Raw genomic sequence first — 15,762 nt, forward strand, 5'->3', positions numbered from 1 at the left:
GCAGGGTTCTCGCGCAAGGGTCTCGGACAGGCACCTGCGTATTGCTTTCATCCATGATCATCAGGGAGGAGATCATATGAGCGAAAATATCCCGTCAGTGGCCGGTCAACCGCCGGCCACTGTTTCAGACAGCGCCAGCCACTCGGCAATCGGAGCAACGCTTGCGTCAACAATCGGGCTGGTCTTTGGACCAAGTACATTCTTGCTTTTCGTATTCGGAGTCTTCGTAGAACCGTTATCGAACACTTTCGGATGGTCAAAACCTTCGATTCTGTTTGCGGCAACGATCGTTTCTCTGATGATCATGGTTGTATCCCCCATTCAGGGGTATTTGATCGATCGATATGGGGTGCGGCCTATCGTGCTGTCCTCATGTCTGGCCTTTGCCGTTGGCCTGGGAGGTATGTACTTCCTGAGCAACAATATCAGCGGCTTCTACCTGATGTACGGCCTATTGCCTTTGCTGGCAGTCGGGCTTTGGCCAGTTTCCTATTTAAGGGTTGTCAGCACGTGGTTCGAGCGGCGTCTTGGGTTGGCAATCGGTATCGCAAATGGTGGCATTGGATTGGGAGCAGCCTTGCTGCCTCCGATCATAACCTACATTATCCTCAACGGTTCCGTTCAGTGGGCCTATGTCAGTCTGGGCATCATCGTGCTTTTGATTGTATTGCCGCTGAATTTCATGCTGCTGTTTGAGGCGCCGCAGGCGCGTCCGTCGCGAAGCGCAAACCCGGTTGCTGGCCAGCAGCACCGGAGCTTTGGAGATCTGGTGAAAAGCCGGAGCTTTATTCTTCTTACGGTCTCCTTTTTTCTGCTGGGCTTCGTGAACACGGGTCTGGTGACGAACCAGATCTCGTTGTTGATAGATGGCGGTGCCACGCCGCAACAGGCTGCTCTTGTACAATCCGTCTTCGGTCTGGCGGTATTGATAGGCCGGTTTTTGACAGGCGTTCTGTTGGACTATGTTTTGGCCAGAAGGTTGATGAGTATCGTCTGCGTCGGTGGCGCTGTAGCTTGTGGCTTCTATGCCTTTGGTCCGACCGGCGGAGTGGTCTATCTGGCGGCCCTTCTCATTGGGATGGTGTACGGTGCGGAGTTCGATGTACTGAGCTACATTATCAAGCGCAGTTTTGGACTTGCGTCCTTCGGGCGGGTCTACGGTACAATTTTCGCCGTTTTCCAACTCGGGGCCGCTCTTGGAGCAACATTGCTGCCGTTGAGCCGCGCGCATTTTGAGAGCTACGGCCCGGGTCTTGCCGTTTATGGCGGCGCACTCATCATAAGCGGTCTCCTCTTTTTGGTGCCTGTCCGACAAAATTGATAGGCCAGTATCGCTTGGGGCGGAGGTCGTGATCCGGCTGCTCGAAGATATCGATAACAGGCCCGCCGCTGCGCACGCGGGGTTGTCGAGCACTGTTCGCTATCAGATGGCAAATACCGTTCGGGTCCAGCGCTACCGTCGCAGGGCTATCCGGGTAGTATTGGAGGGATAATTGCGTAAGATCATTACAAATGCGGCTGAATCGCTGGCTGGGGTTCTAACCTGCGGCATGACGATCATGTCCGGCGGATTTGGACTTTGCGGCATTCCAGCGACACTCATTGAGGCCGTCCGCCTTTCAGGTGTTCGCGATCTCACGGTTATTTCAAATAACGCCGGCGTCGATGGCGCAGGTCTCGGAACCTTGCTTAAAACCCGACAGATCCGGAAGATGATTTCGTCCTATGTTGGCGAGAACAAGCTCTTTGCCGAGCAGTTCTTGTCCGGCGAGCTGGAGCTGGAATTCAATCCACAAGGAACTCTTGCCGAGCGCATCCGTGCCGGTGGTGCCGGAATAGCGGCCTTCTATACCAAGACTGGCGCGGGCACATTGATCGCGGAGGGCAAGGAAGTCCGCCAGTTCAACGGTGAGGACTATGTGATGGAGACCGGACTTGTTGCGGATATCGCGCTCGTCCACGCTTGGAAGGGTGATACAGAAGGCAACTTAATCTATCGCAAGACCGCCCGTAATTTTAACCCGATGATGGCGACTGCCGCCAAAGTTACTTTCGCCGAGGTTGAACATCTCGTGTCAACGGGTGAGATCGACCCCGATGCGATCCATACGCCAGGCATATTTGTTCAGAAAATTCTTCATGTTCCCAATCCGGAAAAGAAGATCGAGCAGAGAACGGTTCGCCCGAAGACCAAGGCGGAGGTGGCTTGATATGGCTTGGACACGTGAACAGATGGCTGCTCGCGCAGCGCGTGAACTTCAGGATGGTTTCTACGTCAATCTTGGCATAGGCATTCCAACGCTCGTCGCGAACTTTATCCCTGAGGGCATAGAGGTGACACTGCAGAGCGAAAACGGCATGCTGGGCATGGGACCCTTCCCATTTGAGGGAGAGGAAGACGCGGACCTGATCAATGCGGGCAAGCAGACGATCACGGAGTTGAAGAAAAGTAGCTACTTCTCCTCAGCTGACAGCTTTGCGATGATCCGCGGGGGGCATATCGACCTGTCAATCCTGGGCGCCATGCAGGTGTCAGAAAGCGGTGACCTCGCCAACTGGATGATCCCCGGCAAGATGGTCAAAGGCATGGGTGGCGCCATGGACCTCGTGGCCGGCGTCAAACGCGTGGTTGTTGTGATGGAGCATGAGGCCAAGGGCGAGCCGAAGCTTGTCAAGGAATGCAGCCTTCCGCTGACTGGTCGTCGCGTTGCCGATCTGGTCATTACCGATCTCGGGGTCATTGAAGTGGCGCGGTTCGGTGATCCCCGTATGACACTGATCGAACTGGCTGACGGTGTCACAGTCGAGGAGATTGTTGCCAAGACGCAAGCTGCCTTGGCAATAGATCTGACGTCGCATAGCCCTTTCTCAGGGAGTAATGCATTTCTTCCGAGGCCATGCGGGAAAAGCTGGTTGATTGGCTAGCGCCCGCATAAGCGTCTTCGGCCTGCTGCCGGTTTCCTGGAAACTGAGTTAATGTGTTCCGCATGAAACCGGAGAGCATGAATGCAACGACGACAGCTCTGTCGGGAATCAAGATGAGGCCGTAAAGCTCGTCAAGGAACGCGGTGTCAGCGTGGCACAAGCGGCCCGCGATCTGGAGAGCTTTCTCCTGATGTTTGTTCCTCATTCGATCCTTTGAGGAGCAAGGTCAAACGGTTGGCCGCACCGCGCAGATGATCCTCCGCCGCAAGCCGAGCCTCCTGCGGGTTGGCCTTGGCGATGGCATTATAGATCGCGATGTGCTCGGCCTGTACCTGTTTGAGGAGGGCGTTGCGTAACGTGCTGGCACGCGCCTTGCGGATGAAGTTGCGGACATGGGATTCGAGAAAGTCCGACATTTCCCGGAAATGCGGATTGCCGCAAGCGTCGACGATCTCCCGGTGAAACGCCAGGTCCTCCTCAATGCCGGCCTCACCGTTGTCGAATGCCGTCTGGATGGCGTTGAGCCGCCGCTCGATCTCGCCAAGCTGCTCTTCGGAACGCCGCTCTGCCGCCAGCGCCGTCGCGGCGGCCTCAACCGCCATCAGCAGCTCGATGACGTTCTGGACATCCAGGGCATCGGTCAGATCGACGCCTGCCAGCCGGAAGGCAACCTCCTTCGTCTCGATGACGAAGGCGCCAAGCCCCTGACGGGTTGCGACCAGACCGTCTCGCTTCAGTAAGCCGATCGCCTCACGTATGATCGGTCGGCTCACGCCATATTTCTCAGCAAGATCGCGCTCTGTCGGAAGCTTGTCGCCCTTTGCATAGGCCCCCGACGTGATATCGGCACGGATGCGGCCGGCGACCGAATCCGCAAGCGATGGGCCACGAGTTACCCTGTCATCTAGCACCATGCGCGTCCTCCGAGCGTTTCCGTTTACCTGACTTTATCATCCGCAGACTGTTTTATCAGGCTTTGCCGTCTCCAAATGCCCCATTGCATCTTTTTCCAAAACAATAGCATAATTAACTTGTCAGGCAACCAAGTAATATGGTTCACTGGTTACAAGAGGAGGGTGGCTGACGGTCACCACGACGGATTTCCGGCTCATAGAAGCGGCAAGGCGTTGGCCGTGGGTCGAACGCTGCCGGCGACGTGTGCCCTGCCGTCGTCCGGTGACGACAAGCGCCGGGCCTACCGGGTCGAAATCCGAAGCACAGGGAGGAAAACATGAGCTTCTTTGACGATACAGAACGGCTACGAAAACTGGCCCAGGAGGCCACCGAATATGCGCAATTCAGTCGCCGCACGCTCTTGATGGGCGCCGCCGGCGTTATCGGCGGCGCGGCGCTTGCGGGATCTGCGACGGTCGCGAGGGCGGAAGAGATCACGCCGCCCGCGCCGGGCAAGAAGGTGCGCATCGGCGTGCCGCTGACCTATGGGCCTTTCAACCAGCCGTGGCGTCGCGGCTGCTGGCAAATCGTCAAGGCGGTCCTTGATGCCGGCGGCGAAGTCGTCACCGTTCGCGGCGAGCCGACGAAGGCGAGTGAACAGGCCGCCGCCCGCGCGCTGCTTGATCGCGGCATCGACGCTCTCGTGATGGGCATCTACTCTCAGGAGTCTGAGACGGCCTATATCGCAGACGAAGCGCACAAGCGTGGCATCAAGACTGTCGGCTTCACCATCCCCGTGAAGGATTCTCCAGCCGTCATGGACGATGTGTGGGGCACCGCCACCACGCTCGGCTATTTCGTGCAGAACTATTGCAAGCGTCAGGGCACTTTCGCGCAGACCGCCGAGCAGCGCGGCTACTTCACGCCGTTCGACATGGAAGTCGACATGTTCGAGCTGATGTGCCGCTACGAACCGCGCATGAAGGTACTTCCCTTCATTGACGGTGGGCAGGGAACGACCGACGAAATCTCCGTGGGTCGCAAGAACATGCTGTCGCTCTTGCAGGCCAATCCCGAGCCCGGATCGCTGGCTGCCTTCATCTCGTGGTGGTGGCCCTTCACGCTCGGTGCGGGGCAGGCGCTGAAGCAGATGAACCGCGACGACGTCCCGCTGTTCAATCATTATCTGTCGACCCAGTTTCTCGAAGCATGGGCCGCCAAACAGGTTCCCGTGGTCTTCAGCTGCGACTCGCCGTTCCCCGAGATCGGTCGGAAGACCGGCGAACTGGCGGTCAAACTGGCCCGCGGCGAGGACGTGCCGAACCTCGTTTACCGTATCCCCGTGATCACCAAGACGCCGGATCAGGCGGCGGAAGCCCTGGCTGAGCTCAAGAGTATGGACGAGCAAGCGATCGCCTTGCTCAAGCAGTTCGGCGGCTAAGGGCCAGCCTGGCATGCGGCGGGCATCGTCTTCCCGCCCGCCGCATGCATCTCCCAACGAACAACGCACAGGCAAGCTGTTGCGGTGCAGACCGGCGCTTGCCCTCTATCAAGAACGACTGGAACAGAACAGTGACGCAAGCTGAGCAGGAAAGCCTCGCGAAGGCGAAGACGATGCAAGACGCCGTGGCGAAGACACAGACCGTCGCACGAAAGGAGTCCTCCGCCATGCGCTTTCTGCGGCGCTGGGGGACGATCATTGTGCTCGTGATGGCTGCGGTCGGCTTTTCCATCGCCTCGCCCTATTTCGCGACCGTGTCGAACCTCAACAACATCCTGTTCTCGATGATCGTCAGCGCGCTTGTGTCGCTCGGCCTCACATGGGTGGTTATTTCCGGCAGCTTCGATCTGTCGATCGGCCTGACCGTGACCACGTCATCGATCCTTGTCGCCTTCCTCATTCCGATCCTTGGGCCGTGGGCCGCGATTACCGTCGCGCTCGTTGCCGCCTGCCTGATCGGCGCGGTCAATGGCATTCTCGTCACCTATGGGCGACTCTCCGGCATCGTGGTGACGTTGGGAGTGATGTTCGTTCTTTCGGGCATCAACATCTTCATCACCGGCGGTTATCAGGTACCCGTCGGCTACGACGAAACGGCCTTCCTCTATCTGGGCCAGGGCAAGCTCGGCATCATCGGCGTTCCGGTCCTCATCCTGCTTGCAGTCTTCCTCGTTGCCCTGATCGCCGCCACTCGCACGCGCATCGGTCATTACATCGCGGCCGTCGGCGACAATCCGATGGCGGCCTTCTATTCCGGCATCAATGTCTATCGCTGGGTCATCCTCGCCTTCATACTGTCTGCACTCATGTCGGGCATTGCCGGGGTGATCGTGACGTCGATCTCCTCCTCAGCGCAGCCCGTCGGTGGCGAAGGCTATCTGCTGGAGGCATTCGCTGCCGTGTTCCTCGGCGCGACCGTGCTCGGCAAAGGCAAGCCGCATCTGCTCGGCACGCTGGTCGGCGTTTTCTTCCTTTACATGGTGGATTCCGGCATGAACATGGTCGGCTTCCCGTTTGCCGCCCGTCATATCTTCCAGGGGCTGGTCCTCATCATCGCGGTCGGCGCCAACGCGCTTCTCAACCGCGAAGAAGTCCATCTCAAGTTCATCTGAGGCGGGGTCATGAGCGGAACAGCACTCGTCGAACTGAAGAACCTCGAGAAGGAATTTGCCGGCACCAAGGCGCTGAAAGGCGTGAGCCTCAGCTTCCTTGCCGGCGAGGTCCATGGCCTGCTCGGCGAAAACGGCGCCGGCAAGTCGACCTTGATCAAGATCCTCACCGGCGTCTATTCCCCCAGCGCCGGGGAAATCCTCCTCGAAGGCGCGCCCGTGCGGGTTCCCAGCCCGCCCGAGGCACATCGCCTCGGTCTCGGGGCCGTCTACCAGGACGCCGAACTCGTTTCGAGTTTCACCGTTGGACAGAATATCCTGCTTGGCAACGAACCGGGGCGGTTCGGGGTCAGCGACCGGGCGATCCACGACGATGCGACGGCGATCCTGGCAGAAATGGGCATCGATCTCGATGCGCGCCGTCTGGCTGGCACGTTGTCGGCAGCCGAGATGCAACTGGTCACGCTCGCGACGCTCTTCCATCGCCGCTACAAGCTGATCGTGCTGGACGAACCGACGGCTCGCCTTTCGGCCGCGGAATCGGAGTTGCTCTTCCGGATCATCGAGCGCTTCAAGAAGCAAGGTATCGCCATCGTCTACATTTCCCATCGGCTGAAGGAGGTGCAGGAGATCTGCGATCGTGCGACCATCCTGCGCGGCGGGCTGGTCTCGGGCACACTGAACCGGGGCGAAGTCACCGAGGACCGTGTCACCGAACTGATGGTCGACCGCAATCGTGCAGAGCTGTCGACCTACAATGACGGCAGCCGGGTTCGCCAGGAGGTTCTTCTGGACGTGAAGGAACTGGCGACGGCCAACCTGTCTCCGCTCTCCTTCACGGTCCGTGCGGGCGAGGTTCTGGGCATCACGGGGCCGGTCGGTGGCGGCATGGAGGACGTTGCGCGCGCACTGGGCGGTGTCGTCCGCCATACGGGCAGGGCCAGCCTGCGCGGCAAGGCAATCGATGTCGGGACACCGATTGCCGCGCGCCGTTCGGGCGTGGCCCTTATTCCCGAGGACCGCCGCAAACAGGCGCTCTTTCCGGCGCTGTCGGTTGCCGAGAACATCTGCCTTCCCGTGTTGAACAGGCTGGAGCGATTTCTCACGATCCGCCCCGGCGCGACGAAGGCATATGCGGATGGCGTGATGGGCCAACTTGCGGTGCGCCCGCGCAATTCCGCCATTCAGGTTCGCTTCTTTTCGGGCGGCAATCAACAAAAGGTGGTCATCGGCAAATGGATGAGCGCCGGGGCATCGCTCTACATCATCGTCGAGCCGACGAACGGTGTGGATGTCGGGGCGATCAAGGAGATCTACGACATCATCCTGCAGCTTGCGCAAGAAGGCGCGGCGGTGTTGCTTGTGTCGTCGTCATTGCGCGAGACGCTGGCACTGGCCGATCGCGTGATGGTCATCCACGACGGCAACCGCGTCGCGGAAGCCCCGAAGACCGACTGGACCTACGATGAGCTACTAGCCGTGACACTCAGCGGCAAATCGAAAACCGCGGCATAGGCCGCAGCATATTCACGACAGGAGGAGACCCCATGAGTACCGATATCAGGCTCTACATGTTCCAGACCGGGCAGATCCGGCAGAAGGAAGTCGACATCAAGCTCGGCTACAGCCAGGATCCGTTTTTCACGCCAATACCCTGGTATCTGATCGTCCATCCCAAGGGCAACATCGTCATCGATGGCGGCACGGCCGTCGAGGCAGCCCACGATCCGGAGGGCTGGTGGGGCGATACGACCAAGAAATACTACCCGATCATGGATCCGGCGGAAGGCTGCGTGAACCAGCTCGCCAAGATCGGCATGAAGCCGGACGACATCAAGTTCGTGCTTCACTCGCACCTGCATCTCGATCACTCCGGCGCCTGCGGCAATTTCCCCAAGGCTCGCCATCTGGTGCAGCGTCGCGAGATCGATTGGGCCTTCTCGGCCGACTGGTTCATGCAGGGCGGCTACATCAAAAAGGACCTGACCAAGGACGGCATCACCTGGGATGTTATGGAAGACGAAGACCAGTACGATGTCTTCGGCGATGGAAGCGTACAGACGTTCCTGTCGCCGGGGCATACGCCGGGTCACCAGTCAATCATGGTCCGCCTGCCGAACACCGGCCCCATCCTGCTGGCGATCGACGCCGCCTATACGATGGATCACTGGAACGAGAAGTGCCTGCCCGGAGCGCTCACATCGGCACGCGAGGCCGCCGCATCCGTGCGCAGGCTGCGGCGTATCGTGGAGAAGGAAAACGCGATCGTCGTGCCCGGTCACGACATGGAAACCTGGCAGACCTTCAAGAAGGCGCCCGTAGAATACTACGATTGACCAGCACTGGAACGATGCCGTCGGCGGGTAACCGCTGACGGCAGGCGTTGACACGCCCACCTTTCATACTCGACCCAAAACATAACCCGCGACGGCCGCCGCAAAGCGTCCGTCTGAGAGCACCTGTTTTCAAATGCATGATAAAATTCTGACTGAGATAGAGCAGCGGTGGAACGATGCGGCAGAGACCTGGGATAGCAAGGCGCTCGCCCGGATATACACCAGCGACGCGGTTTTTTTTGGCTTGCTGCCAAGGCTCTATGTTGGGCGCTCGGAGGTGGAGGAGTATTTCGGCAGCTATGAGGCTGTTCTCCAGGGCGTTACGCTTTCTCTCATCGATCAGAATATCCGTTCAATGAGCGAAGGCCTGTTTATCGCGCAAGGCTTTGGCGACATCGTAAATCGTCATCTGGACGGTAAGATCGTCCATAACAGGGTCCGCTCTTCGTTTGTTGTGGTGGAGACGGAAGGCGAATGGCTCATCGCGCTACATCATTTTTCGACCGTGATGTCGTCCAGAAGCGGGACATCCTGACTCGGCAAGCGTATGGCTTGAACAATCAAGTGTTTGCAAGGATTTGCCCTCTATCAATATCGCGAATCCAGCCTGATCTTGCTATTTCTTGCGGCGTATTGCTGGAGGCCAAAGCCTGGACTTCAGCTGGTCGACGGTTCACATCCCTTCATGGCGAACACGCTGATCAGGCATCTTGCTTGATGTCAATTGTGGTTCGGCTCGCCGGCGCCTTTGCGTCGTCATGTCGGACATTCGACCAACACCTGCACCGACGCATCGTAGCTGGCCGATGACCCGTATGGCCTCGTCCATGTCGGACGGAGGCCTTGGTTTCCTCCAACCGTGTCATCGCGACACGTCCAAACGTGTGGCCGCGACCTCGGCGAGTACAGACAGAGCCATTGAAGTGGAGTCTCGTGTCGGGTCGAAGAGACCGATCGGTGCCTTGATTCGTGCCAGTTCATCTTCGCGGAAGCCTGCCTTCCGCAGTACTTCCTGCCGCCGTTGATGCGCCCTGCTAGGTCCTTTCCAACCGGGTAGTGTAGCTCGGCGGTGGCCGCCGTGGCTACGCGAGCATCTCTTGCTTATGCGCGCGAGGGCGCCACTACCAGGCGCGAGGTTACTCGTTCAAGTATCCGGCTATGCCCTTGATCTCGGTAAACTCGTGCAGTCCGAACTTCCCGTACTCGCGACCATTGCCGGATTGCTTGTAGCCGCCGAAAGGTGCCGCTGCGTCCCAGGCGGAGCCGTTGAGGCGAACGGTTCCGGCGCGCAGCCTGCCTGCGAGCGCGCGCGCCTCCTTCGGATCGCCCTGAATGTAGGCTGCCAGGCCGTAGGGCGTGTCGTTGGCGATCGCAATCGCTTCCTCTTCATTGTCATAGCCGATGATCGATAGCACTGGGCCGAAGATCTCCTCCCGCGCAATCGTCATCTGGTTGGTGACGCGGGCAAACACGGTCGGGCGCACGTAGTAACCTGCGTTGAGATGCGACGGGCGGCCAGGGCCACCCGCGACCAGCGCCGCTCCTTCCGCGATGCCGCGTTCGATCAACGCCTGGATCTTGTTGAACTGCGCGGCGCTTGCGACTGGTCCGAGGTTGGTGCGCGGATCCGAAGGGGGACCGACCACGAGCGCAGCCGCTTCCCTCGCGGCGATTGCGCTTGCTTCGTCCATTCGCTCCGCCGGCACCAGCATTCGCGTCGGCGCGGTACAGGTCTGGCCGGAATTGCCGAAGCACCGTCGTACGCCGGCGGCGACCGCGGCTGAAAAGTCGGCGCTGCGCAGGATGATGTTCGGCGACTTGCCGCCGAGCTCCTGATGCACCCGCTTGACGGTCGGTGCCGCGGCCTGCGCCACGGCAATGCCGGTGTGGGTCGACCCGGTGAAGGACACCATGTCCACGTCCGGGTGGCTGGTCAGCACCGCACCAACCGTAGGCCCGTCGCCCTGAACGAGGTTGAAGACCCCCTTCGGCACGCCGGCCTCATCCATGATCTCGGCGAGAATCACGGCGTTGAACGGAGCAATCTCCGAAGGCTTGAGAACCATGGTGCATCCGGTGGCGAGCGCCGGAGCGACCTTGCAAGCGATCTGGTTGATCGGCCAGTTCCACGGCGTGATCATCGCGACGACACCGACCGGCTCGTGCAGGATGCGTGTGGTCCCCTGCATGTAGTCGAAGGCAAAGGTCTCGCAGGCCTTCATCGTCTGCTCGAAATGGACAGCGCCGATGCCGGCCTGCTCAGCTCGGGCCATGGCGAGCGGCGCGCCCATTTCCCGTGAGATGATATCGCCGAGCTCGTCGTTGCGGCGCTTCAGGATCGCAACAATTCGCTTCAGCAGTTCGATGCGCTCTTCATTGGACGTCTGCGAGAAGGAGGCAAAGGCCCGCCGCGCGGCCGCGACCGCCTTTTCCGCGTCGGCGGCGCTGCCGAGTGCGATCGTACCCATCGGCTGCTCTGTCGAGGGATCGATGACCTCAAGCGTTTTCGACACGGAGGGCTCGATCCACTCACCGTCGATATAGAACTTGTCGGCATGTTTCATTGGTGGCTCCCATGGTTGGCATCTGGCGCACCATCGGAGGCGCATTCCAAGAATCCGGCTACGGCCACGATGGCTGCATCCGTGTGCGGCAAGGCCGCAAATTCGCCCAGCGGCACGGGTTTGATGGGCGGGCGTAGCCGATAGTAACCGACCTCGCCGGCCGGAACGCCACGGCATTGAGCCAGCAGTTCAACCGCGGTCAGACCGCACAGCCGGCCCTGACATGGTCCCATTCCGCATCGTGTGAACGCCTTCATCTGGTTGAGGCCCGGCACGTCGAGCGCCGCAACTTCACGCAGTTTGCCGGCCGTTATTTCTTCGCAGCGGCAGACGATGGTGCCGTCGTCCTCGGGCACGCGAAACGTTTTGCCGGGCCGGAACCGATGCTCGATGAAAGTCCTGCCCCTGAGCGCAAGAGCGAGCTTTCGCGCGAATTGGTTCTGGCGCTGTTCGTAGGCACCACGGCCAATGCGATTTAGGTTCAGCGCCGCAGACAGGCCCGCGAGTTCTCCTTGGTAAGCTGAGGCAACCGCGCCGACAATTCCCGCCGCATCACCGGCGATCGAAATCCCCGGAACCGAACTGGTACCGCGACCGTCGACGACCGGGCGGAAGGCTGCCAGGCGATCGTCCCAGACGTAATCGCACCCGGCTGCGAGCGTGAGATTGAGATTCGGCGCGATCCCCTGGTGTAGAAGGAGCAGGTCGCCTTGAATGTGTCGGGACTTGTTGCCGCGATGGACCCGCAAGGCGCTGAATTGTCCGGAACCGGCCGCCTCGAGCGCTGTCACCCCGCGGATGACACGGGTTCGACGGTGAACGTCCAAAAGAAGTTTCAGGCCCTTGAGGGCATAGGGTGACGTGGCAAAGCCAAGCAGATGAGGCAGGGCAGAGCGCCAGTTCTCGAGCGGCGTGGTATCGACGACGGCTGTCACGGGCACGCCTGCCCGCAGGAGTTGGCTTGCCAGCAGGTACAAAAGCGGCCCGGTCCCGGCGAGGATGGTTCGTCCCGAGGGCACCAGGCCCGACGACTTCATCAAGATCTGCGCCGCTCCTGCCGCCATGACGCCGGGCATGGTCCACCCCGGGAACGGGAATGGACGCTCGAGCGCGCCGGTCGCGAGAATTACTCGGTGGGCGGCGATCGGTCGAGCAATCCCGCCGAGCGAAATCCCGACCTCGAGCGGATGCGCGCCGTCGAAAACTTCTTCGTCAGCAGGCCCGACGCTCCACACAGTCGCACGGGGGGCGTAGCTCAAGTTCCCTTGCCGAAACCGCTCGATGAGCGTCCGTCCGGCAGTGTAGTCTGGCCCCATGCGGGCGAGGTCGGCATCTGATGCATGCTCGACCGACCGATAAATCTGCCCGCCAGGGGATTCATTTTCATCGGCAAGCAAAACCGCGAGACCGTGGATCGAGGCTTCGATGGCTGCCGAGAGGCCGGCAGGACCCGCGCCAACGACGACGACGTCATAGGCAGGCGCGAGATCGGTGGCAGACTGAATGCTTCTAATCATTCTTCCTGCCTCGGCATGGTCGCGCCGTCCTGTGTCTCGATCCGCATCCCTTCCGCAACGTTGGTCATGCAACCCTGCCGGTTCGGCCGGCCATCGATTTTGACGAGGCACTCGAAGCAGACACCCATCATGCAGTAAGGACCACGGGCGGCGCCGGACACCGGGCTGCGACGCGTGCTGTCATATCCCGCGGCCAACAGTGCGGCGGCAACGCTATCGCCTTGTCTGGCCATGGTCGGCATGCCGTTGAATGTGAATGATATTGAACTCTCCCTTCGGTCAGGCAGCCGCCGGAACATGGAACCTCCGGGAATGAAATGCGGAAAGATCGTCAGAAAGCGCGCCGGCTGAAATCTGCCGCGGCAGGACCAGCGCATGATTGGCCGCCAGAGTCACGCCGGAATGGCAGGCACATGCGAACGCACCAGGAAACCTCTCTGAGTGCTCGTAAATGGGGTAGCCGTCCGGCGTCACCACTCGGAATGCGGCCCAGACCCGCACTGCACTGGCGTCCTTTAGAAGTGGGAATGTGCGCACAGCGCGTTCAGCCATGACCGCAGTAATCGGCCCGCGCGGCCGCTGGTGATCGATCGTGGCTTCCTTGCTTTCGCCGATCAGCACAGAGCCCTCGTCTGTCTGCCGCAGATAGCCGGTGGCATGGCTGAGGAAAGGCTTCAGCCGCTCGGTCACAATGATCTGGCCGCGGCTGGGCGAGAGCGGAACGTTCAGCCCGACCATCGGAGCGAGCGCGGTGTTGCCGATCCCGGCAGCAAGGACGATCTTGCCGGCACCGAGTCGCCACCCGTCTCCGGCCAATTCGAACGTAGCTGCGCGATGACTGATTGCAATCGTCTTCCGATGCGGCAGATAATGAACGCCACGCTGCTTAAGCGCCTTATGAAAGCCCGCGAACAGCCGCAGCGGATTAACGTGTCCATCGAGCGGGCTGAAAATTGCGCCTGCCACTGTGTCGCCGACCAGGGGCAAATGGCGGCGCGTCTCCGTTTGGTCGAGTATCTCATATTCGAGGGGTGGCGTTCCTTCCGCGTCCATTCCTGGTTGGGCGGCGAGCTTCGCCATCGATGCGATACCGCGTTCCAGCTCCGTTGCGGTGAGCCGAATTGAGAAGCCGCCCGACCGGACAAAGCCAGTGTCGATGCCGGTTTCGGCCTTAAGTTCGGCTGCCAGCCGGTGCCAGTTCGCCGTCGAGGTTCGCGACCATCGCGAATACGCGGCATTGCCGAGGCCCTTGCTTGAGCTCCATACAAGACCGAAATTCGCCCGGGCGGCTCTGTTTGCCACATCGCCTTCGTCGACGATTGCAACCCTTTCCCCGCATTTCGATAGACCCCAGGCTATCGATACGCCTACCAGCCCTCCGCCGATGACGATTACGTCGTAATCCATTCCGCTAGCTTCCCTCGGCGCGTATTCCGACGGCCTTCTCCGGATCCGACCTCGCAATCAGATTGCTCCGACTTTGACTTTCGAACCATCAAGGAGGCGCGACAGGCGGAAGGGGGTGGGGTCGACACAGGGTGTATCATTGGCAACCAGGTCGGCCGCCAAGCGGCCGATACCCGGGCCAAGGCCGAAGCCATGGCCGGAGCAGCCCGCGGCCAAATAGAGACCTCTCACACCGTCAGCCGGCGAGATGACCGGCACCGCGTCCGGCGTGAAATCCACGTAGGCTCCCCAGCTGTCGGCGACTTCGACCCCCGCCAGCGCAGGAAACTGCTCCGTGACCCGTTTCAAAATAGCCGCGATGGTGCGGCGGCTCGGCGGTGGGTCGAGAGCGCGGATCCGCTCGAAGGCCGTCGGTTTGCTCTTGTTCAAGCTTCCGAATGCCTCAGGACCCTGAAGGAAGGATTTGCCGATGCCGAACTGCACTGCTTTCAGGCGCTTCATGAACATCGGCATGAACCAGCGGGCGTATCGAATACCTTGTGGGGTGATATCGAGCATCGCCCTGCCGCTGATGGCAAGCGTGTAGCTGCCATCCAGCCGGCGGGTCAGCGCGCACTCCGGCGTATAGATCGCCTCGCCCAGATTCGCCGTGGGCCGCGTACGAAGCGCCGTTTGGCGCACGCTTGCCTGCGGAAAAAGAATTCCGTACTGACGACAAAACATCGACGTCCAGGCACCGCCGGCGCAGAGGACGGCTTGTGTCCGAATGAGCCCCTTTTCGGTAATCACTCCCGCCACCGCGCCGTTGACCAGATCAAGGCCTCGGGCAGCGCACTCCTGGTGGATCGTCGCGCCAAATTTGCGAGCGCCGTTCGCGATCGTCGGCGCGGCGATGGCAGGCTCGCCCTTGCCGTCATCGATCGAATGCACTCCGCCCAGCCATCGGCGGCCGTTCGCCGGAACCGTGGCAGCCGCTTCCTTGGCGCTCAGCATCGTCGTATTGACGTTGAACTGCCGGGCCGTAGCACGCCATGCTTCCCATTCCGCCAGTTGCTGGGGATTGTCCGTAGCGTAAAGCAGACCGCATCGACGGAAGCCGACGTCCTCTCCGATTTTGGATTCAAACTCACCCCATAGCCGCAGCGCGACGCCCGAGAGCGGCAGCTCGCGCTCATCCCGGTTCTGTTGGCGGCACCAACCCCAGTTGCGGCTCGACTGCTCGCAGCCGACATGGCCCTTTTCGACCAGAGCGACGGACAGTCCCCGCTCCGCGAGAAAGAAAGCTGCCGTTGCACCAATGATGCCGCCCCCGATCACGACGACATCCGCCTTGGCGGGGAGCTGCTGATCGTTCTGTATGCGTTTGATAATTGGAGACATTGGATTGACCTGAATTTATCTTGGCGGCTGATCTATACGGCACTGTTCCTACCCCTCCGGAAGAAACATCTGCGGCAATGACGGTTATCGCATCGGCTTGGAACGACGGTGCGAGCCGGGCGGGATACG

General features: G+C 60.5%; 14 protein-coding genes and 1 pseudogene. 8 read left to right on the forward strand and 7 right to left on the reverse strand.

What is annotated here, in order from left to right:
• Window positions 1–76: 76 nt before the first annotated feature.
• The 3 genes from FHT82_RS04675 to FHT82_RS04685 all read left to right on the forward strand — a co-directional run bounded on the left by FHT82_RS04675 (window position 77) and on the right by FHT82_RS04685 (window position 2,925).
• The gene (locus FHT82_RS04675) at window positions 77–1,321 is read left to right on the forward strand and encodes an MFS transporter (RefSeq protein ID WP_183726739.1); all 1,245 of its coding nucleotides are present in this window, start codon (window positions 77–79) and stop codon (window positions 1,319–1,321) included.
• Window positions 1,322–1,493: 172 nt separating this feature from the next.
• Entirely contained in the window at window positions 1,494–2,210 is a 717-nt protein-coding gene (locus FHT82_RS04680; RefSeq protein ID WP_183726741.1) for a CoA transferase subunit A, read from the forward strand.
• 1 nt (window position 2,211) lies between these two features.
• Window positions 2,212–2,925, forward strand: a complete 714-nt coding sequence (locus FHT82_RS04685) for a 3-oxoacid CoA-transferase subunit B (RefSeq protein ID WP_183726742.1) — start codon at window positions 2,212–2,214, stop codon at window positions 2,923–2,925.
• A gap of 146 nt (window positions 2,926–3,071) precedes the next feature.
• On the opposite strand, the gene FHT82_RS04690 is transcribed toward FHT82_RS04685, so the two are convergent.
• Window positions 3,072–3,839 carry a FadR/GntR family transcriptional regulator gene (locus tag FHT82_RS04690; RefSeq protein ID WP_183726745.1) on the reverse strand — a complete coding sequence of 256 codons (768 nt, stop codon included), beginning with the start codon at window positions 3,837–3,839 and terminating at the stop codon, window positions 3,072–3,074.
• 317 nt (window positions 3,840–4,156) lie between these two features.
• Here FHT82_RS04690 and FHT82_RS04695 point away from each other — a divergent pair, with 317 nt between their 5' ends.
• From FHT82_RS04695 to FHT82_RS04715, 5 genes are all read left to right on the forward strand, one after another.
• A complete protein-coding gene (locus FHT82_RS04695) occupies window positions 4,157–5,260 on the forward strand; it encodes a substrate-binding domain-containing protein (RefSeq protein ID WP_183726747.1) in 1,104 nt (367 codons plus the stop codon).
• Window positions 5,261–5,391: 131 nt separating this feature from the next.
• Window positions 5,392–6,432, forward strand: coding sequence for an ABC transporter permease (locus FHT82_RS04700; RefSeq protein ID WP_348647576.1), 1,041 nt, complete (start codon window positions 5,392–5,394; stop codon window positions 6,430–6,432).
• Window positions 6,433–6,441: 9 nt separating this feature from the next.
• Window positions 6,442–7,944, forward strand: a complete 1,503-nt coding sequence (locus FHT82_RS04705; RefSeq protein WP_183726749.1) for a sugar ABC transporter ATP-binding protein — start codon at window positions 6,442–6,444, stop codon at window positions 7,942–7,944.
• Window positions 7,945–7,976: 32 nt separating this feature from the next.
• Complete coding sequence (gene attM, locus FHT82_RS04710; protein WP_183726751.1) at window positions 7,977–8,765, forward strand: N-acyl homoserine lactonase AttM; 789 nt, start codon at window positions 7,977–7,979, stop codon at window positions 8,763–8,765.
• A 133-nt stretch (window positions 8,766–8,898) separates the two neighbouring features.
• On the forward strand, window positions 8,899–9,300 hold the full coding sequence (locus FHT82_RS04715) for an SgcJ/EcaC family oxidoreductase (RefSeq protein ID WP_183726761.1): 402 nt from the start codon (window positions 8,899–8,901) through the stop codon (window positions 9,298–9,300).
• Window positions 9,301–9,627: 327 nt separating this feature from the next.
• On the opposite strand, the pseudogene FHT82_RS30180 reads toward FHT82_RS04715, so the two are convergent.
• The 6 genes and pseudogenes from FHT82_RS30180 to FHT82_RS04745 all read right to left on the reverse strand — a co-directional run.
• Window positions 9,628–9,807 (reverse strand): annotated as a pseudogene (locus FHT82_RS30180) (XdhC family protein); the annotation flags it as partial.
• 94 nt (window positions 9,808–9,901) lie between these two features.
• Window positions 9,902–11,329 (reverse strand): aldehyde dehydrogenase family protein, encoded by a 1,428-nt coding sequence (locus FHT82_RS04725; RefSeq protein WP_183726763.1) that lies wholly within the window; start codon window positions 11,327–11,329, stop codon window positions 9,902–9,904.
• Window positions 11,326–12,846: an NAD(P)/FAD-dependent oxidoreductase gene (locus FHT82_RS04730; RefSeq protein WP_183726765.1), complete on the reverse strand. Its 1,521-nt coding sequence runs from the start codon at window positions 12,844–12,846 to the stop codon at window positions 11,326–11,328. Before FHT82_RS04730 ends, FHT82_RS04725 begins: the two co-directional genes overlap by 4 nt.
• Window positions 12,843–13,145 carry a (2Fe-2S)-binding protein gene (locus FHT82_RS04735; RefSeq protein ID WP_183726767.1) on the reverse strand — a complete coding sequence of 101 codons (303 nt, stop codon included), beginning with the start codon at window positions 13,143–13,145 and terminating at the stop codon, window positions 12,843–12,845. Before FHT82_RS04735 ends, FHT82_RS04730 begins: the two co-directional genes overlap by 4 nt.
• Window positions 13,126–14,253, reverse strand: coding sequence for an FAD-dependent oxidoreductase (locus FHT82_RS04740; RefSeq protein ID WP_183726769.1), 1,128 nt, complete (start codon window positions 14,251–14,253; stop codon window positions 13,126–13,128). The genes FHT82_RS04735 and FHT82_RS04740 overlap by 20 nt, the downstream gene beginning before the upstream one ends.
• Window positions 14,254–14,310: 57 nt before the next feature.
• The gene (locus FHT82_RS04745; protein ID WP_183726771.1) at window positions 14,311–15,633 is read right to left on the reverse strand and encodes an FAD-binding oxidoreductase; all 1,323 of its coding nucleotides are present in this window, start codon (window positions 15,631–15,633) and stop codon (window positions 14,311–14,313) included.
• Window positions 15,634–15,762 lie beyond the last annotated feature (129 nt).

The organism is Rhizobium sp. BK275 (genome assembly GCF_014193555.1).
GTDB lineage: Bacteria > Pseudomonadota > Alphaproteobacteria > Rhizobiales > Rhizobiaceae > Rhizobium.

Excerpts from the sequence above, each read along its gene's own strand:
- FHT82_RS04675 (WP_183726739.1), top strand. The coding sequence starts at position 77 with ATGAGCGAAAATATCCCGTCAGTGGCCGGTCAACCGCCGGCCACTGTT.
- FHT82_RS04685 (WP_183726742.1), top strand. The coding sequence starts at position 2,212 with ATGGCTTGGACACGTGAACAGATGGCTGCTCGCGCAGCGCGTGAACTT.
- FHT82_RS04690 (WP_183726745.1), bottom strand. The coding sequence starts at position 3,839 with ATGGTGCTAGATGACAGGGTAACTCGTGGCCCATCGCTTGCGGATTCG.
- FHT82_RS04695 (WP_183726747.1), top strand. The coding sequence starts at position 4,157 with ATGAGCTTCTTTGACGATACAGAACGGCTACGAAAACTGGCCCAGGAG.
- FHT82_RS04705 (WP_183726749.1), top strand. The coding sequence starts at position 6,442 with ATGAGCGGAACAGCACTCGTCGAACTGAAGAACCTCGAGAAGGAATTT.
- attM (WP_183726751.1), top strand. The coding sequence starts at position 7,977 with ATGAGTACCGATATCAGGCTCTACATGTTCCAGACCGGGCAGATCCGG.
- FHT82_RS04715 (WP_183726761.1), top strand. The coding sequence starts at position 8,899 with ATGCATGATAAAATTCTGACTGAGATAGAGCAGCGGTGGAACGATGCG.
- FHT82_RS04725 (WP_183726763.1), bottom strand. The coding sequence starts at position 11,329 with ATGAAACATGCCGACAAGTTCTATATCGACGGTGAGTGGATCGAGCCC.
- FHT82_RS04730 (WP_183726765.1), bottom strand. The coding sequence starts at position 12,846 with ATGATTAGAAGCATTCAGTCTGCCACCGATCTCGCGCCTGCCTATGAC.
- FHT82_RS04735 (WP_183726767.1), bottom strand. The coding sequence starts at position 13,145 with ATGTTCCGGCGGCTGCCTGACCGAAGGGAGAGTTCAATATCATTCACA.
- FHT82_RS04740 (WP_183726769.1), bottom strand. The coding sequence starts at position 14,253 with ATGGATTACGACGTAATCGTCATCGGCGGAGGGCTGGTAGGCGTATCG.
- FHT82_RS04745 (WP_183726771.1), bottom strand. The coding sequence starts at position 15,633 with ATGTCTCCAATTATCAAACGCATACAGAACGATCAGCAGCTCCCCGCC.